Source organism: Hymenobacter montanus (assembly GCF_014699115.1).
GTDB lineage: Bacteria > Bacteroidota > Bacteroidia > Cytophagales > Hymenobacteraceae > Hymenobacter > Hymenobacter montanus.
This window is the reverse complement of record NZ_JACXAD010000024.1, coordinates 1-14983: the sequence shown is the minus strand read 5'-3', so window position 1 is coordinate 14983 and position 14983 is coordinate 1. Positions and strand designations below refer to the sequence as shown.

Below are 14983 nucleotides of genomic sequence, written 5' to 3'. Positions count from 1 at the left end.
CCGCGGGCAGAGTCCTTTACCCGGCTACCCGAACCTGAGTAAACGGATATGAGAGGCGGTCATGTGGCGCGAACCGAAGGCCGGCGTAGTCACTTGGCTGATCCGGGTACTTTGGGAGGGCCACTTAGAGCCCATCCGAAAAAATACGTCCTCAGCAAAAAGGCCATCCTGATGAGCCGTTCACGTAAGCATAGTTAGGCATGGACCACCGCTCGCAACGTGATGGCTTCACCAAGGCAGCCCCTCAGGTCCTACTCGGTTTGTTGGCATATACTTAAATAGAAGACGGAACAGCATTCCCCTGGCCAAGGAAGCTGGCTGGCTCACTTAGGGCCCCCGTTTGCCGGCGGCTGCGGAGATCTGCCGGGTGCTGGCGCCTGCTGCATGGGGTTGGGCGCCTGGGGAGCATTATTGCCAGCGGCCTGCTGCTGAAACAGCTCGAAGCGGGAGGCCGTGGGCTGGCGCGGGAAGGCGTTGTTCGACTGATCGGTGTCGGCCGTTTGCTGGAAGGGGTCGAGCACGAAGCTGATCACCGGCTGCTTGGTGACGATGATCTTGGTCACCTGCTCGTTGTTGCGGCGCCAGATTTCGGCGGGAAGGGTGCGGAGTTCCTGCGAGTTGTCGGCGTAGGTGAGCTGCAGGATGACGGGCATCACCAGCCCGCCGACGTTGCGCAAACTCAGCTCGTAGAAGTGCTGCGGGTCGCCCAGGCGCTGCCGCTGCTCAGGCTTGAGGGTGCCCAGGTAGGCCGTGTAGCGCTGTTGGTCAGCCTCGGTTACGGCCAACGGGTTGTAGGTGTTATAGAAATCCTTCAGCTCGGGATTAGCCTCCACCAGGGTTTGCTTGATGTCGGTGGCATTGCGCTGGGCCGAGATGGAGGGTGGCGTGCCAGCTTGCTGCTGCTGCCGGCGCTGGTTTTCCACCACCGGGTTGCTCGTGCTCACTGAGTAGAACTTAACGGATTCGAGGGCCAGGTCGCAGTGGTCGGTGGAGTAAAACCAGCCGCGCCAGAACCAGTCCAGGTCCACGGCCGAGGCGTCTTCCATGGTGCGGAAGAAGTCGGCCGGGGTAGGATGCCGGTAGGCCCAGCGCGTGGCGTACGTCTTGAAAGCGTAGTCGAACAGCTCGCGGCCCATCACCGTCTCGCGTAGAATGTTGAGCGCCGTGGCGGGCTTGCCGTAGGCGTTGGAGCCCAATTGCAGTATCGACTCCGAGTTGGTCATGATGGGGTTTTGCAGGCTCTTATCCATCAGCATGTAGGGCACGATGCCGCGGGGCTCGCCCCGCCGCGAGGGGTAGTTGCGCTCCCACTCCTGCTCGGTCAGGAACTGGCAGAACGAGTTCAGACCCTCGTCCATCCACGTCCACTGCCGCTCGTCGGAGTTAATAATCATCGGGAAGAAGTTGTGGCCCACCTCGTGGATAATCACCGAAATCATGGCGTATTTGCGCTCGGCCGAGTAGGTACCGTCCTTTTCGGGCCGGCCGCCATTAAAGCAGATCATGGGGTATTCCATGCCGCCCACCGGGCCGTGCACCGAGATGGCCACCGGGTACTGATACGGGATGGTAAACTTGGAGTAGGTTTTGATGGTGTGCGCCACGACCTGGGTCGAGTACTTGCCCCAGAGGGGGTTGCCTTCCTTGGGGTAGTACGACATGCACATCACCGGCTTGCCGCTCTGGCTAATGCCCATGGCATCCCAGATGAACTTGCGCGAGCTGCACCAGGCAAAGTCGCGCACGTTTTTGGCGGCGAAGCTCCAGGTTTTGGTACCGGTGGCGCGGCTGCCCTCGTTGCGCACTGCTTCTTCCTGGCTCACGATGAGCACCGGTTTCCGGGCCGTTTTAGCTTCGGCGAACCGCTTCTGCTGGGTGGGGGTGAGCACCTGGGCCGCGTTGAGGAGCGTCCCGGTGGCGCCCACCACGTGGTCGGCGGGCACCGTGATGCTCACGCGGTAGTCGCCGAAGGGCAGGGTAAATTCGCCCGTGCCCAGGAACTGCTTGTGCTGCCAGCCCTGGTTGTCGGAATACACGGCCATGCGCGGATAAAACTGCGCGATTTCGTAGAGGTAGTTCTTATCCTCGGGGAAGTACTCGTAGCCGCTGCGCTCGTTGATTTTGAGCTGGTCGTTGATGTTGTAGCGCCACTTCACGTCGAACGACACCGCCTGGCCAGGGCGCAGGGGCGTGGGCAGGTCCACGCGCATCATGGTGTGATTGATTACGGTTTTCAGCGGTTGGCCGTCCTTGCCGGTCACGCTCTCAATCTTGAACCCACCATCGAAGTCCGACAACAAGCCCTCCAGCGTTTGGAAGGATACCTTTTCTTGCAGTTGCCCCACCTGCGTAGCCGTCGTCATCGAGTTCTTGTCCAGAATGTTCTGGTCGAGCTGCATCCACAGGTAAGGCAGCACGTCGGGCGACAGGTTGGTGTAGGTGATGGTCTCACGGCCGCTGATGGCTTGTTTGTCATCGTCGAGCGTGACCTTGATGTCGTAGTCGGCGCGCTGCTGCCAGTAGTCCTTGCCCGGGGCCCCGCTGGCGGTACGGTACGTGTTGGCAGTGGGCAGCAGCGTTTCGAGCTGCGCGAATTTATCGGTCCCCGAGTTGGTGGTCTGGGCTGCGGCGAACTGAGAGGTGCCCAACGCCAGCAGCAGGCCGGCAAACAAAAAACGACGCATAGAAAGAGCGTAAAAAGCGAAAACAAAACTAAAACACCCGCCAGGAATGAGGCAGCAAGGTAGGCAGACAGCGGCATTGGGCATTGGAGCTGGCAGAAACGGGCGCCGGAGCTGGGCGGGCCTCAAGCTAATCGGCCACCACTGGAGCCCAGGATTTGCAACGCCAGCAGCACGGGCCTCCGCGGTATAGGAGCTCGATGCGCGGCGGCTACCGGCTCTGGACTGATGGTCGAAAGCATCTGACCTCACCCATCCTGCTAAAGCCGGCAAGAGAACGCAAGGCTGCGCCAGGAGGGCAGGTTTGGTATGAAGGAACATCCAGCGCTTGGCCGGATGGCTATCCGTCGGGGCCAGCGGCCGGGCCTGGCAGCTAATACCCGACTACCGCTCGTCGTATACTTACGTTGGCAAAACCAGTCTGCTTCCTCAGTCAGATGAAAACAGGTATCGTCCTCCTCACTGCAACAACCTGTCTGGCCTTCGCGGCCTGCGACTCAAAAACACCCGTTACCTCTGCTCCTGCGGCTACCGCGCGCCCGACTCAACCGCCCGCCACCGATTCCACCCCCACAACAGCGTCTGGCTCAGGCATGGCGGCCACTCCCAACTACGCCGGAACCTATACCGTGGAGGATACGGCCCTGTGTCCTTTGTCGATAATCATAAACAAGCAGGCGGACGACTACTTTTTCTCTTGCCGAGGAGTACGCGGTAAAGTACAGGTATCGCGGGAGGGCTCAACCACGGGCTTCACCTTCGTTGGCCTGAAGGCCGCTGAGCCGTCGGCGGTGGCGCCGGAAATGGATGATGTGCAGGCCGTGTGGGAAGACGGCGTACTCCGCCTTCAGAATACCGGCAACTCGATGAACTACTACGTGCAGTTTGAGCAGTGCGACGCGAAATACCTGGAACTGGTGCGGCAGCCGTAGCAAAAAACCTACTGTACCTCCCCTACCCGCATTAGCAGCGGCCAGTCCCGTAAATACGGGCGGGCCCAGGGCAGCAAGCGGATAACACAACCCGGGCTTATGCCATTGGGGACTTCGCAAGGAGCCGCGAGCCGTAACCATTCAACCATCAGGAGACCAGATGCCGCACCAGCAGAACGGAGGCACTGCCCCGGACGGGACTGGTAGTCAGCAACCAGTCGCGCCCGGGGCGTAGTAGATAAGGGCTTTGATGGAAATAAAAAATCCAGGGCCGCACACGCCAACTCCTGATACCGGCGGCTTGCTGTTGGCCACGCACGTAGGCCCGGCCAACGAAAACGACTGAACCGGCGGCCGGGCAGCCCTGCAAAAGCTCCACAGGCAGCCCTTTAATCAGTTTGCATGATACAAGGAGTACGGGACGAACTACAGCAAGGTGGCCAGTTTGTCGGCCGTGACAGGCATCTCCACTTTTCGAAAATTATCTAAAATCTGAGCGGCCGTCCGGGGCGGGTTTTTAAGAAAGGCGACCTGCGTCCGAAACGCCTCCAGGGCCTTTTCTGGGTTCAAGTCAATGAGGTTGGAGATAAAGGCGTCCGGGTGCTGGGCCTCCACGTCGTACGATGCCAGCGCGATCGCAGGGAAATCTTTCAAATTGGCCGTAACGATAACGTCTGCTTGGCACCGAATAGCTGCCGCGAGCAAATGGCGGTCATCCGGGTCGGGTAACTCCAGCGCCTCTATCAGCGGCTCAAAGTTTACCACATCGGCATCAGGAAAGGCTCCACACATGGCGTCTTTGGTCTTTCGCAGCTGCTCAGCTGTGAGGTCCTGCCTATTCAACAGCAGGTTGCGCATCCACTCGTCGTGAATAATTTCCGTCCACTTGGGTGTATAAAGTCCTAAGCTGGCCAGGTGCAGGAGTAAATCTCGGATGGGCGCAGGATAGAGCACGCACGCATCCAGCACGGCAACAAAGCGGGACGAGTGAATCATTGGTAGCCCAAGTTAAGCTCCTGGGCCTGTTGGACTAAAAACTGCAGGTGCTGCCGCTGCTGCTGGGCTTGCTGTTGCTCATAGCTCAACAGGTGCTCCAGTTGCACCCGGCGGTGGCTGCCCACCTTTTTGAAGGGGATAGCCCCCTGCTCCAAGAGTTTGACCAAGTGGGGGCGTGAAACGTTGAGCATGTCGGCGGCCTGCTGGGTGCTCAATTCAGAATCGGACGGAATGAGGGATACGGCTTTGCCCTCGGCCATGCTCAACAGAATGAACTTCAACAGCTCCAATGCCTTACGGGGAATGGTCACAGCTTCGTCGTGCTCCTGCAATCGGAGCTCAACTAGGTCGCCGCCCTTCTTTAGCCCTCTCTTGTGAAAAGCGTCGAAATAAGGCAACGAGGCGCTGGCCACACGTTGGTCTTGTAAAGATGGCTTCTCTAGTATTGCTTCCATAGCCGGTTATATTATCGTATGCAATTTATAAACGAAATAAACGAAACAAAGATTTCCCGGTAATTTAGTTAAGTGACGAACTTAGGCTGATTTGCGTGTAGCACTTGTATCCAATTTTTAACTAAGGCCACCGCTGCGCCGGAACCGGATAATGTGCAGGCCGCGTGGGAAGACGGCGTACTCCGCCTTCTAAAGCACTGGCAACTTGATGAACTACTTCGTGCAGTTTGAACAGTGCGATGCGAAACACCTGGAGTAATTATTCAGCTATCAATGGGTCAGTTGCTGCACCAGCAGAACGGCGGCAATGCCAAGGGCGGCGGCACTGGTGGTCAGCAGCCAGTCGCGCCGGGCCACGCCGAAGATTCGCAACACCACCAGGCCCGCGAATAGAATGATGCTCACGATGAGCGCCTGCCCTAGCTCTACCCCAACGTTGAAAGCCAGCAACTCCTTGATGGGGCGGCTGGCCGGGCCCAGCAAGGCCCGCAGGTAGTTAGAAAAGCCCAGACCGTGAATCAGCCCAAAAGCCAGCGCCCAACCATTGAACGCCACACTAGCCTCCTGATTCCTGCCCTTGAGCCCCCGGTTGGCCCCGCGCATGTTGCCCAGCGCCGTAACCATAATAGTAACCGGTATTAACGCTTCGATCAGGGCGGAGGGCAATGCCACTATGCCCAACGTAGCGAGCGCCAGGGTGAGGGAATGGCCAACAGTGAAGCTGGTGACCAGGGCCAGCACCCGGCGCCAGTCGGCCAGCGCGTAGGGCGCGCACAGCGCCAGCAGAAAGGTGAGGTGGTCGGCCGCCCGTAGCGTGCAGATATGTAAGAAACCAAGATGGAGGTAGGTTTGAAAAACGGACATTCCTATTTTTTTCAGTTGAATGCAAGACGAAAAGGCGAAGGTCGGATTTTTATCCAATGTGGATGAACCCAGAAATGGCTCCCTTTACCTGGGAGAGAAAAGAAGTGGCCCGCTGCTCTCCCCAATAATGTTCTTAACCACCGCGACCCGCCGATACGATGGTCGTAGGGCGAAAACTACCAGCAGCACCAGAACCAGGTAATTGTCCAGGCAGCTACAGCGGTGGGCTGCTTAGTGGGAAAGCCCCACCTACGCCCCGGCGCTTCGGCGGGGTACTTTTCTTGACCAGCCGCTGCTAACCCCTCGCGGCCGTAACAGCCCTGGTCGTACGAAGCCATTGCCCAGCATCAAAAGCGCGCAAGAGTAGCCCAGGGGCAACTGAGGGGCCGGCAGGTAGCGGAAATAGCCCGGGCACCGCCACTATGCCTGGCAGGCAGGCCTGAATAGACATGAAAAACCGCCCTTCAAATCAGAAAGGCGGCTTTTTCATGTCTATTCAGCCTAATCCAGCCTACAGCTTCTCGAACCGCTGGGTTGCGGTTTGCTTATTAGTCATCAGGCGCAGCAGGTAGATGCCGGGGGGCAGATTGCTGACGCGCAGCTGGGCCGTGGGCACGCCGTCCACCGATTCCCGGTATAGCCGCTGGCCGAGCAGGTTGAGCACCTCCAGCTGCCGTAGCTTCTCGCCGGATGGGGCTTCTACCTGTAACAGGCCGGTAGTGGGGTTAGGGTGCAGGCGGAAGGCCGGCTGGTTACTCCCCCCCTGGGTGCCCAGCAGCACGCCAAGGTCCTGGATCGAGCGGGGCCACAGCTCGTAGCCGCCCAGAAACGGGGCTTCAGGATTGAACTGATACACTACTCCCCGCAGGGTGAAGAAGCCGGTGGGCGCGGCAGTCTGATACAGGCCCGAGTTATGGTGAATGTAGGCGCGGTAGGTGCGCACCTCATCTTGCAGATCTACGCCGAAGCCAGGATAGCCCTGCCCGGTAGTCCACTGGGCGGGGTCAACAAGCCGGACGCCGCGTAGCTCCACGGGCAACGACTCGGTACTGTCGGCGAGCGGGCCGGTCTGGAGGATAGGATCAAACAGTGGCTGGCCCGCCGCCAGCCGCCGTAATGAGTCGGCCTGGAAGCGAATCAGGCCGTTTTCCTGCACCACCCGGCCGATGACGCGGAGCCGGTCGCCGGGACGCACAGGGTAGGCCAGGTTGTCGGTTTGGCGCACCACGTTAATGGCCTTATCGCCATCCACGAGCGAGAAGTCCAGCCCGGCATCCCGGAAGTTGGGGCTATTAACCACGCCCTCCAGGCGGCAGTACACGCCGGCCGAGTCGGCTATGCCGGTCAGGGGCTGCACCGGGCGCAACTGGCCGATGCGGTATGTACGAATCGGGCTCACGGCCGCCGGCGCGCCGGTCTGCACGCGGACGTAGCGGTGAATGCCGCCGTTATTCCAGGCGCAGTACAGCAGCGTGTCGCCGGTGGCTGATACGCCGAGGCCGCGGGCTTCGGCGTTGCCGACTTCGGGCAGGGGCAGGTTCCAGAGTCGCTGATTGGTTTCGTCGCGAAAGTGGAAAGAAGCCGGGGTAGAGCCCACGGCTCGCACGGCCGCGAACAGGCGCCGGCCGGGCAGCACCTGCACCCCGCTCGACCCCGCCGCCAGGCTCGTGATGGTGCCCGCGAGCGTGTAGTTCACGGTATCGGGGCTGGTGTAGCGCTGAATTTGGGCCGTTCCGGGGTCGGGCAGGTACAAGGTCAGGCCGTCGGGCTCCATGGCGAAGGCCCGGCTCAGGATGCGGTCGGGCAGCGTGAGCCGGCGTACCAGTCGGAAGGTGGCGCCGGCCTGGCGCAGGATGTAGGTGTAGTCGTCGCCCCACAGGCTGGCGACGAATACCCGGCCCCAGCTATCGACCCGAGGTGTAGTCAGGGTATTGGCCTGGCCGCCGGCGCGCGCCGGGGCCGTCCAGGAGGCAATCAGGGTGCCGGTCTGGGCATTGATCTTGACGAGCTTGGCGTTCGAGCTAATCAGAATGTGGCCGTCGCGGTCGGTGCCGAGGCCGGTGTTCTGGGATGTCAGCCCCAGGGCCGGATTCGTGTTGAGCAAAGGCGAGAACGACGCGGGTTGGCCATTGGGCAGCCGCACGTGGAGGCGGCCCGAGTAGTCGAGCAGCCACAGCTTGCCGAAGCCGTCGGTGGTGGCTCCGTAGCCGTTGGCACCGGGCAAGATGTTGCCATCGTAGCGAAAGTCGGGGGCGGGCACCTCCACCAGGTCGGTGAGGGGCTCGTCGCTCTTGGTCAGCTGCAGGACGAGGGCTGGACCAGGCACGATGCTTTTGCCGTCGGTGGCCAGCACGCGTTGGTAAAAGCGCACGGCCGTGCCAGGGGCCGAGCTGCCGAGCAAGGCATACCAGGCATCTTCGCGGCGGCGCACGGTGGTGGCCCGGCCGGTACCTTCCTGGAAAACGATGTTGTTGAAGTTCAAATCAGTAGCGAGCTGGTAGAAGTACGTCACCGGGTCGCCGTCGGGCTCCTCGCTCGGCGGCCAGCTCACGCCAAACAGGGCTTCCAGGTTACGCACGGCGTAGACATCGGCGGGGCGCGTCGAGCTAACGGCCGTGGGGCGGGGTGGCTGGTTGGCGGCGCCGTAGAGCTGCCCGCGCAGCTCGCCGTTGGGGTTGGCCTGGGTCCGCAGCCGGATGAACAAGGCCCCCGCCCGCAGTTGGTCGGTCACGGTGTCCGACTTCGCGTCGAGCGTACCGCTGAACGTGCCGGTCCGCCGGTCGCTGGAAAGCACCGTAAGCTGGCCCAGCAGGCGCCCGGCAGTGCCGTGGCTGCCCCCGCCGATGGCCACGGCCGCGCGGTCGTCAAGCAGCGGACTGGCCAGGTTAGTAAACGAGCCCGTCACCCGCACCCGCTGGTTGGCGATAACCGCCCGGGCTGTGGCCGTCGCCGAGCCGGCCGGGCGCCCCAGCTCCAAATGCAGCGGCGAGAGCGTGGCCGCCACTGGCTCGGCCTGCAAGTCGCGCCGCACCACAAATGAGCCGTCGTACCCGTAGATAATGCGCGGCAGCACTGCCGGGTCGAAGGTGGCCATGTCGGCGGCGTTGCGCTGCAAGATGTCGTAGGTCGTATACGCCACGCTGTCCTGGCGGTAGTACACGTCCATAATCGTAATCGTATTCGTCGGGGCCTTGTCCAGCGTGAGCCACGGGCGCGGGCCCGAGCCGGCCGCCCCCGCGTTCAGCAGCTCCAAGTCGCCGCGCCGGCCGGGGAAGTAGGCGTGGTGATGGCCGCTGATGTAAGTTTTCACGTCGAGCCGTTCCAGGATTTTGCGCAGCGCTTCGTTGTTGCGCAACACATTGCCCACCCCGTCGCGCTCCTGCGCGATTGAGTACAGGGGCAGGTGGCCCACCAACAGACGCATGCGGGCCGCCCGCGCCTCGGGCAAGCTAAATTGCTGCTGCACCCAGGCCAGGTTGGCCGGCATAATAACGTCCGACGACGCATCCCAGCTCACCACAAACACCTGGTCTTGCCGGAACGAGTAATAGGCCGGGTAATTCACGCTATCCACGAAGGCCAAAGGTGGCGCGTAGGCCGGGTTACGCCAGAATTCACGCGTCACGCGGCGCTCCATGGGCAGCGAGCGGGTGCCATCGTGGTTGCCCAGGGTGAAGGCAAACGGGATGCCCGCCCGCCGAAACTTCGACGTCACCGAGCGGTCGAAGCCCTGCCACATCGTGCGCATAATAGCGTCGGTGCTCACCCCCTGGCCGGCCACCATATCGCCCCCGCACACCACCAGGTCGGGTTGCCAGATGCGCGGAATGCGCTGCATGATGCTGTCGACTTGCCACTCGTACGTCGACGAGCCCAGGGCCGCGTTCAGGTCGCTTATCACCGCGATGCGCAGGTCCCCCCGGGGTGGTACGGTAGTTGGCGCGCGCTCCAGCTCCACTAGCCGCAAGGCATCGGCAATGACGCGAGTCCCTCCCTGCCCCCGGGCCAGCAGCTCCACGTAATCGCCGGGTGCCAGGTCGAAGGTACCCAGCACGTTCCAGCGGGCCGTAGTCGAGAGGTCGTTTTGGTCGGCCAGCAAGGTGTCGCGCCGCGTGCCGCGATGCAGCACGTAGGGCACGCGGCGGGCGTTGCCCGTACCAATGGTCCACCACGCCGCCAATTGGTACCGACCGCGGGGCAGTTGGCCCAGGCTGTAGCGCGCCTTGGTGCCCGGCGCACCCACCGTGGCCCCCCGCGAGGCGGTGGGCAGGTAAGCGCTGGGATGGTTGGTGGCGGTCCAGAGCCCGCTTTCGGAGTAGAGCGGGTTGTTGGTATCAATTACAATAACCGGCCGGCGCGGGCTCGGCACTGCCTCCGACAGCACCAGCGACGAGGCGTTCGAGCGCAGCTGATTGCGGTCGCCCCCGGGGCGGTCCGTGGGGTTATTCACCACCTCACCCGCGGCTAACATGGTGGTCGAGCCGCCGCCATCGAGGTTGAGGCCCTCACGGACCCGCAGCTCCACCAGCATTTGCGCCATTTCTTGCAGCGTAACGCCCGCGCTGGCAGCCTGGCGGCCGTCCACCGCCACCACAATCACCGTGTCGCCGGCCAGGTAGCCCACCGCCGTCCGCGGGTTGCGGCCTACGGCAATGTCGGGGGCAATGATTTCTTCGGCGGCCGTGACGCGCACCTGGCTGTTGTGCACCAGCACCGGCCCGCCGCCCACCGCCTGGCTGGCGTTCCAGACCACCCCACCGGCCGGAAACGTGGGGCTGGGCACTGCCTGCGGCGGCTGGGTGGGGTCGTTGAGGCTCGGGTTCGGATAAGCCCAGGTAGTGTTATCGGGCCCATCTAGGGAGCCGCCCAGGCCATACACCCACGCCACGTCGGGTACGCGGTTGACCAGGCCGAACGCGCCCCGCGTGGGGGTATAGTTGCGACCGTTACGGGGAATTGTTTTCTGGTTTGGGGCCACGCCATTGCCATCGGTGATGACGAGGCTGGCCGAGGAGTTAGCACCGAAATAGCCGCCGTTCACGGCCCAGATAGCCTGGTTCAGCGCCGCGTATTCAGCGGTGGTTTTAAGGCGGAACGCCGGTCCTCTTTCTTCGCCGACAGCGCGCAGGCGCAGGTTGCGGTCGGCCAGGGCAATGCGGGTGTACATCGCCCGGATCCGGGCGCCGTCGGGCAAGGTGCCGTTGGTTTCGAACACGCGCACCGAAGGCGGCAGCAGCACGTTTAAATCCTGGCGCGGCACCCAGCGCAAGTTCAGCGGCGGTGTGCTTTGCGCCTGCGCCGGCTGGAAAAGCCCCAGTATCGACAGCACCCCTGGCAACAGCATTCCCGGGAAAGTAAGTTTTGGCATAGAGCAGGTAGATTGATTAGGAAAAGAGCAGATGGATGCTGCAAAGCTATGGCGCTGTGAGCCCTTAGCTGGCCGGTTGCGCTGGACTTCACCGAATCGCAAACTATTCCCCGAAGAGTTAACCCGCCGTTAATCCGGCCGTACCTCGGGCTCCACAAACCAAGGCCCTCCGAATAATTGATGTCGCCCGATATTCCCCTTCGGACGGGTACTGCCCATTTGTAAGCGGAAAGGTGGCAGGGGAACGTAATAGATCGAGGCAACCGTACCTGAGAGTAGATCACTGCCAACAAAATAAAAAAGTATAATATTAACAAGAACCACTACGTCAGCGGGGCCCGAAGCGCCGGCCAAGCCCCCACCCCGACCCACCCGATGCGGGTCCCTCCGCCGCTGTTCCATTCGCCGCTTCCGACAGCTTTAGGGCTGCCAAGGCGGCTTCGCCACTAAGTCGGTGTAGTCAAATTCGTTGCGCCAGATTTGCAGCAAAAACGTCCGGCAAGCGCGCTGCTCGGGCAGTCGGCCAGTCACCACCGTTTTTCAGCTCCTGGTAGTAGGCAGCACGGGGCAGCTTGCGAAAAATGGGGCTCGCAAACCCGGCCGCCGAAGCGAGCCGACGAAAGACCTCCATAGGTATAGCTCCTACCCTACTCCAAACGGGCAGTCCCGATGCATCCCGAACTGCGGAAAACCCATCACCCGGGTTGATTAATGCAGCCCTTAGAAACACGAATTCTACAAATCTGCCGGTGCGTTGAGCCGTCCCCGGCAGTAAAGCCCAAAACCCGACCTATCAGGATAGCATTCTGCATTATATCAAGCTTTATTGCTGACTTAACGATACAAGAACTTGAAAAATAATTAGCTCATGATACCTTTATAAAATTATTAAGTTCCCAAGCTCATGTCACCTATGGCATACAACTACTCGCTCCTGCGATGTTTGGTAGTCCTGTCCCTGTTAATTACGGCCTGCCGGCCAGCGCCGGCCCCGCTAGCGAAGTCCCCGACCGGGGTAGTGGCACCTAGCTCCGGCCCAATTCCCTTCACACCGGCGGTAGCGGTCCCTAATTCCGGCTCGATGGCTTCTATGGCCGAGGTCCAGCAACGCATCGCCGCCAGCGAGTACGACGTGCGCTTCCAGCCCGGAGCGGGAACTTACCAAAGCCCGAACCGCGCCCAGGGCCTACGGGCTACCTTCCTGAGTCCTGGTCGCTACGCCGTGCGCCCCCGCCAGGACTCGAGCGCGGCCACCCGCTGGCAGGTGAGCTGGGCCCTACGCGGCATTGGCCGAGCCGGGCAGCCGGGCCTGCCGCTGGCCCCCGCCACGGCCCCGACCACCGCCAAGGGCGGGCAGCTCCGCTACGGCTCCCCCGCCTATGACGAGGTGTACGACAACACGCCGGCCGGCGTCCGCCAGAGCTACGTGCTGCACCAGCGCCCGGCCGGCCCGGCCACGGACTCGGTGCGGGTGCGGCTGGCCCTGCACGCGCCCGAGCTGCGGGTGCGCCAGCAAGGGCAGTCCTTGGCCTTTCACCCCGCCGCCGGTGGGGCAGCCGTGCTCCACTACGCTGACCTGCGGGCCTGGGATGCCACGGGTCGGCCGATGCCGGCCAGGCTAACCCTGGCGCCCGGCGACAGCTTGCTCACGCTGGCTGTGGCCGACCAGGGGGCCCGCTATCCGCTCACCATCGACCCGCTAGCCAGTACCCCTGGCACCATAGTACTGGGCAACCAAGCCTCGGCCCAACTCGGCTATAGCGTGGCTGGGGTGGGCGACCTCAACGGCGATGGCTACGGCGACCTGGCCGCGGGGGCCTTCTTGTACGACAACGGCCAGATTGACGAGGGGGCCGTGTTCGTGTACTACGGCGGGGCTAACGGCCTGCAAACCGTGCCCGCCAACCCGGCCGGAGCCGCCCTGCGCCTGGAGAGTGATCAGGGAGGCGCCCAACTCGGCTTTAGCGTAACCGGGGTAGGCGACCTGAACGGCGACGGCTTCGCTGACCTGGTGACCGGAGCCAATCTCTACGACAACGGGCAGAACAACGAGGGAGCCGTGTTCGTGTACTACGGCGCGGCCAACGGCCTGCGAACGGTACCCACCAACCCGGCTAGGGCAGCTCTGCGACTGGAGTCCAATGTGGCTAATGCCCAATTGGGCTCCAGCGTGGCAGGAGCCGACTTCAACGGCGATGGCTACAACGACTTGGCTACCGGGGCTATCACGTACGCCAGCGGGCAGACCGACGAGGGAGCCGTGTTCGTGTATCATGGCGGCGCCAACGGCTTGCAAACTACCGGCTCGGCTGGAGGAGGAGCCGTCTTGCGCCTGGAATCCAACACGGCTGATAGCCAGCTTGGCTATAGTATTAGTGGGTGTGGTGACCTCAACGGCGACGGCTACGCCGACCTGGCGGTCGGGGCTCCCCTGTATACCAACGGAGAGTTCCAGGAGGGAGCCATCTTCGTGTACTACGGCGGGGCCAACGGCTTGCAAACCGTGCTCGCCAACCCGGCCGGAGCCGCCCTACGCCTGGAGAGCAATCAGTTATTTGCTTCGATAGGATTTAGTGTGGCCGGGGCGGGCGACCTCAATGGCGATGGCTACACCGACCTCGCGGCGGGAGCCCCGTTCTATGACAATGGGCAAACCAACGAGGGGGCAGTGTTCGTGTACTACGGCGCGGCCACTGGCCTGCAAACCGTGCCCGCTAGCCCGGCTGGGGCGGCCCTGCGCCTGGAAAGCAACCAGGAAGCCGCCCGGATGGGCTACGGCATAGCCATGGCCGGCGATGTCAACGGCGACGGGTATGCCGATTTGGCGACCGGAGCTGGCTGGTACAATAATGGGCAGGCCAGCGAGGGGGTGGTGTTCGTGTACTATGGTAGGGCTACCGGCCTGCAAACCGTGCCGGCTAACCCGGCGGGGGCGGCCCTGCTCCTGGAAAGCAATCAGCAGGGCGCCCAAATGGGCAACAGCGTAGCTTGGGCGGGCGACCTCAATGGCGATGGCTACGCCGATCTGGCCGCCGGAGCCGCTGGATACGGCAGCACCCCGAATGGCGGCCAGGGCGCCGTGTTCGTGTACTACGGTGGGGCAGACGGCCTGCAAACCATGTCGGCGAACGTGGCCGGGGCCGCCCTACGCCTGGAGAGTAACCAAGCCAATACCCAACTCGGCTATAGCGTAGCCGGGGTGGGCGACCTCAACGGCGATGGCTACGCCGACCTGGTGGCCGGAGCCAATCTCTACGACAACGGGCAGACCGATGAAGGAGTTGTATTTGTGTACTACGGCGGGGCCAGCGGCCTACAAACCGTGCCCGCCAACCCGGCCGGGGCCGCCCTGCGCCTGGAGAATAACCAGGCTGGTGCCCAGTTCGGCGTTAGTGTGACCGGGGCCGGCGACCTCAACGGTGATGGCTATGCCGACCTGGCCGTCGGGGCCATTGGGTACAACAACGGCCAAGCAGGTGAGGGGGCCGTGTTCGTATATTACGGCGGGGCCAGTGGCCTGCAAACCGTGCCCGCCAACCCGGCCGCAGCCGCCCTGCGCCTGGAGAGCAACCAGGCCGGTGCCCAAATGGGCTCCAGCGTGGCCGGGGCGGGCGACCTGAATGGCGACGGCTACGCCGACCTGGCCGCCGGAGCCTATCTGTACACCAATGGCCAAGCGAGTGAGGG

General features: G+C 62.6%; 6 protein-coding genes and 1 pseudogene. 2 read left to right on the top strand and 5 right to left on the bottom strand.

Annotated features, from left to right (window positions below; translation table 11 throughout):
- Positions 1 to 323 precede the first annotated feature (323 nt).
- Positions 324 to 2684 carry a M1 family metallopeptidase gene (locus IC235_RS18215; RefSeq protein ID WP_191006638.1) on the bottom strand — a complete coding sequence of 787 codons (2361 nt, stop codon included), beginning with the start codon at positions 2682 to 2684 and terminating at the stop codon, positions 324 to 326.
- A gap of 434 nt (positions 2685 to 3118) precedes the next feature.
- Here IC235_RS18215 and IC235_RS18210 point away from each other — a divergent pair, with 434 nt between their 5' ends.
- Positions 3119 to 3613 (top strand): hypothetical protein, encoded by a 495-nt coding sequence (locus IC235_RS18210; RefSeq protein ID WP_191006637.1) that lies wholly within the window; start codon positions 3119 to 3121, stop codon positions 3611 to 3613.
- A 426-nt stretch (positions 3614 to 4039) separates the two neighbouring features.
- Here IC235_RS18210 and IC235_RS18205 read toward each other — a convergent pair whose 3' ends face one another.
- From IC235_RS18205 to IC235_RS18190, 4 genes are all read right to left on the bottom strand, one after another.
- A complete protein-coding gene (locus IC235_RS18205; protein WP_191006636.1) occupies positions 4040 to 4609 on the bottom strand; it encodes a PIN domain-containing protein in 570 nt (189 codons plus the stop codon).
- A complete protein-coding gene (locus IC235_RS18200) occupies positions 4606 to 5064 on the bottom strand; it encodes an excisionase family DNA-binding protein (RefSeq protein WP_191006635.1) in 459 nt (152 codons plus the stop codon). The genes IC235_RS18205 and IC235_RS18200 overlap by 4 nt, the downstream gene beginning before the upstream one ends.
- 270 nt (positions 5065 to 5334) lie before the next feature.
- Positions 5335 to 5928, bottom strand: a complete 594-nt coding sequence (locus tag IC235_RS18195) for a HupE/UreJ family protein (RefSeq protein WP_191006634.1) — start codon at positions 5926 to 5928, stop codon at positions 5335 to 5337.
- A gap of 511 nt (positions 5929 to 6439) precedes the next feature.
- Positions 6440 to 11296, bottom strand: a complete 4857-nt coding sequence (locus tag IC235_RS18190; protein ID WP_191006633.1) for a phosphodiester glycosidase family protein — start codon at positions 11294 to 11296, stop codon at positions 6440 to 6442.
- 1081 nt (positions 11297 to 12377) lie between these two features.
- Between IC235_RS18190 and IC235_RS18185 the strand changes: the two are divergent.
- Positions 12378 to 14983, top strand: a pseudogene (locus tag IC235_RS18185) (FG-GAP-like repeat-containing protein); the annotation flags it as partial.

Coding starts and splice junctions, on each gene's coding strand:
- IC235_RS18215 (WP_191006638.1), bottom strand. CDS start 2,684: ATGCGTCGTTTTTTGTTTGCCGGCCTGCTGCTGGCGTTGGGCACCTCT.
- IC235_RS18210 (WP_191006637.1), top strand. CDS start 3,119: ATGAAAACAGGTATCGTCCTCCTCACTGCAACAACCTGTCTGGCCTTC.
- IC235_RS18205 (WP_191006636.1), bottom strand. CDS start 4,609: ATGATTCACTCGTCCCGCTTTGTTGCCGTGCTGGATGCGTGCGTGCTC.
- IC235_RS18200 (WP_191006635.1), bottom strand. CDS start 5,064: ATGGAAGCAATACTAGAGAAGCCATCTTTACAAGACCAACGTGTGGCC.
- IC235_RS18195 (WP_191006634.1), bottom strand. CDS start 5,928: ATGTCCGTTTTTCAAACCTACCTCCATCTTGGTTTCTTACATATCTGC.
- IC235_RS18190 (WP_191006633.1), bottom strand. CDS start 11,296: ATGCCAAAACTTACTTTCCCGGGAATGCTGTTGCCAGGGGTGCTGTCG.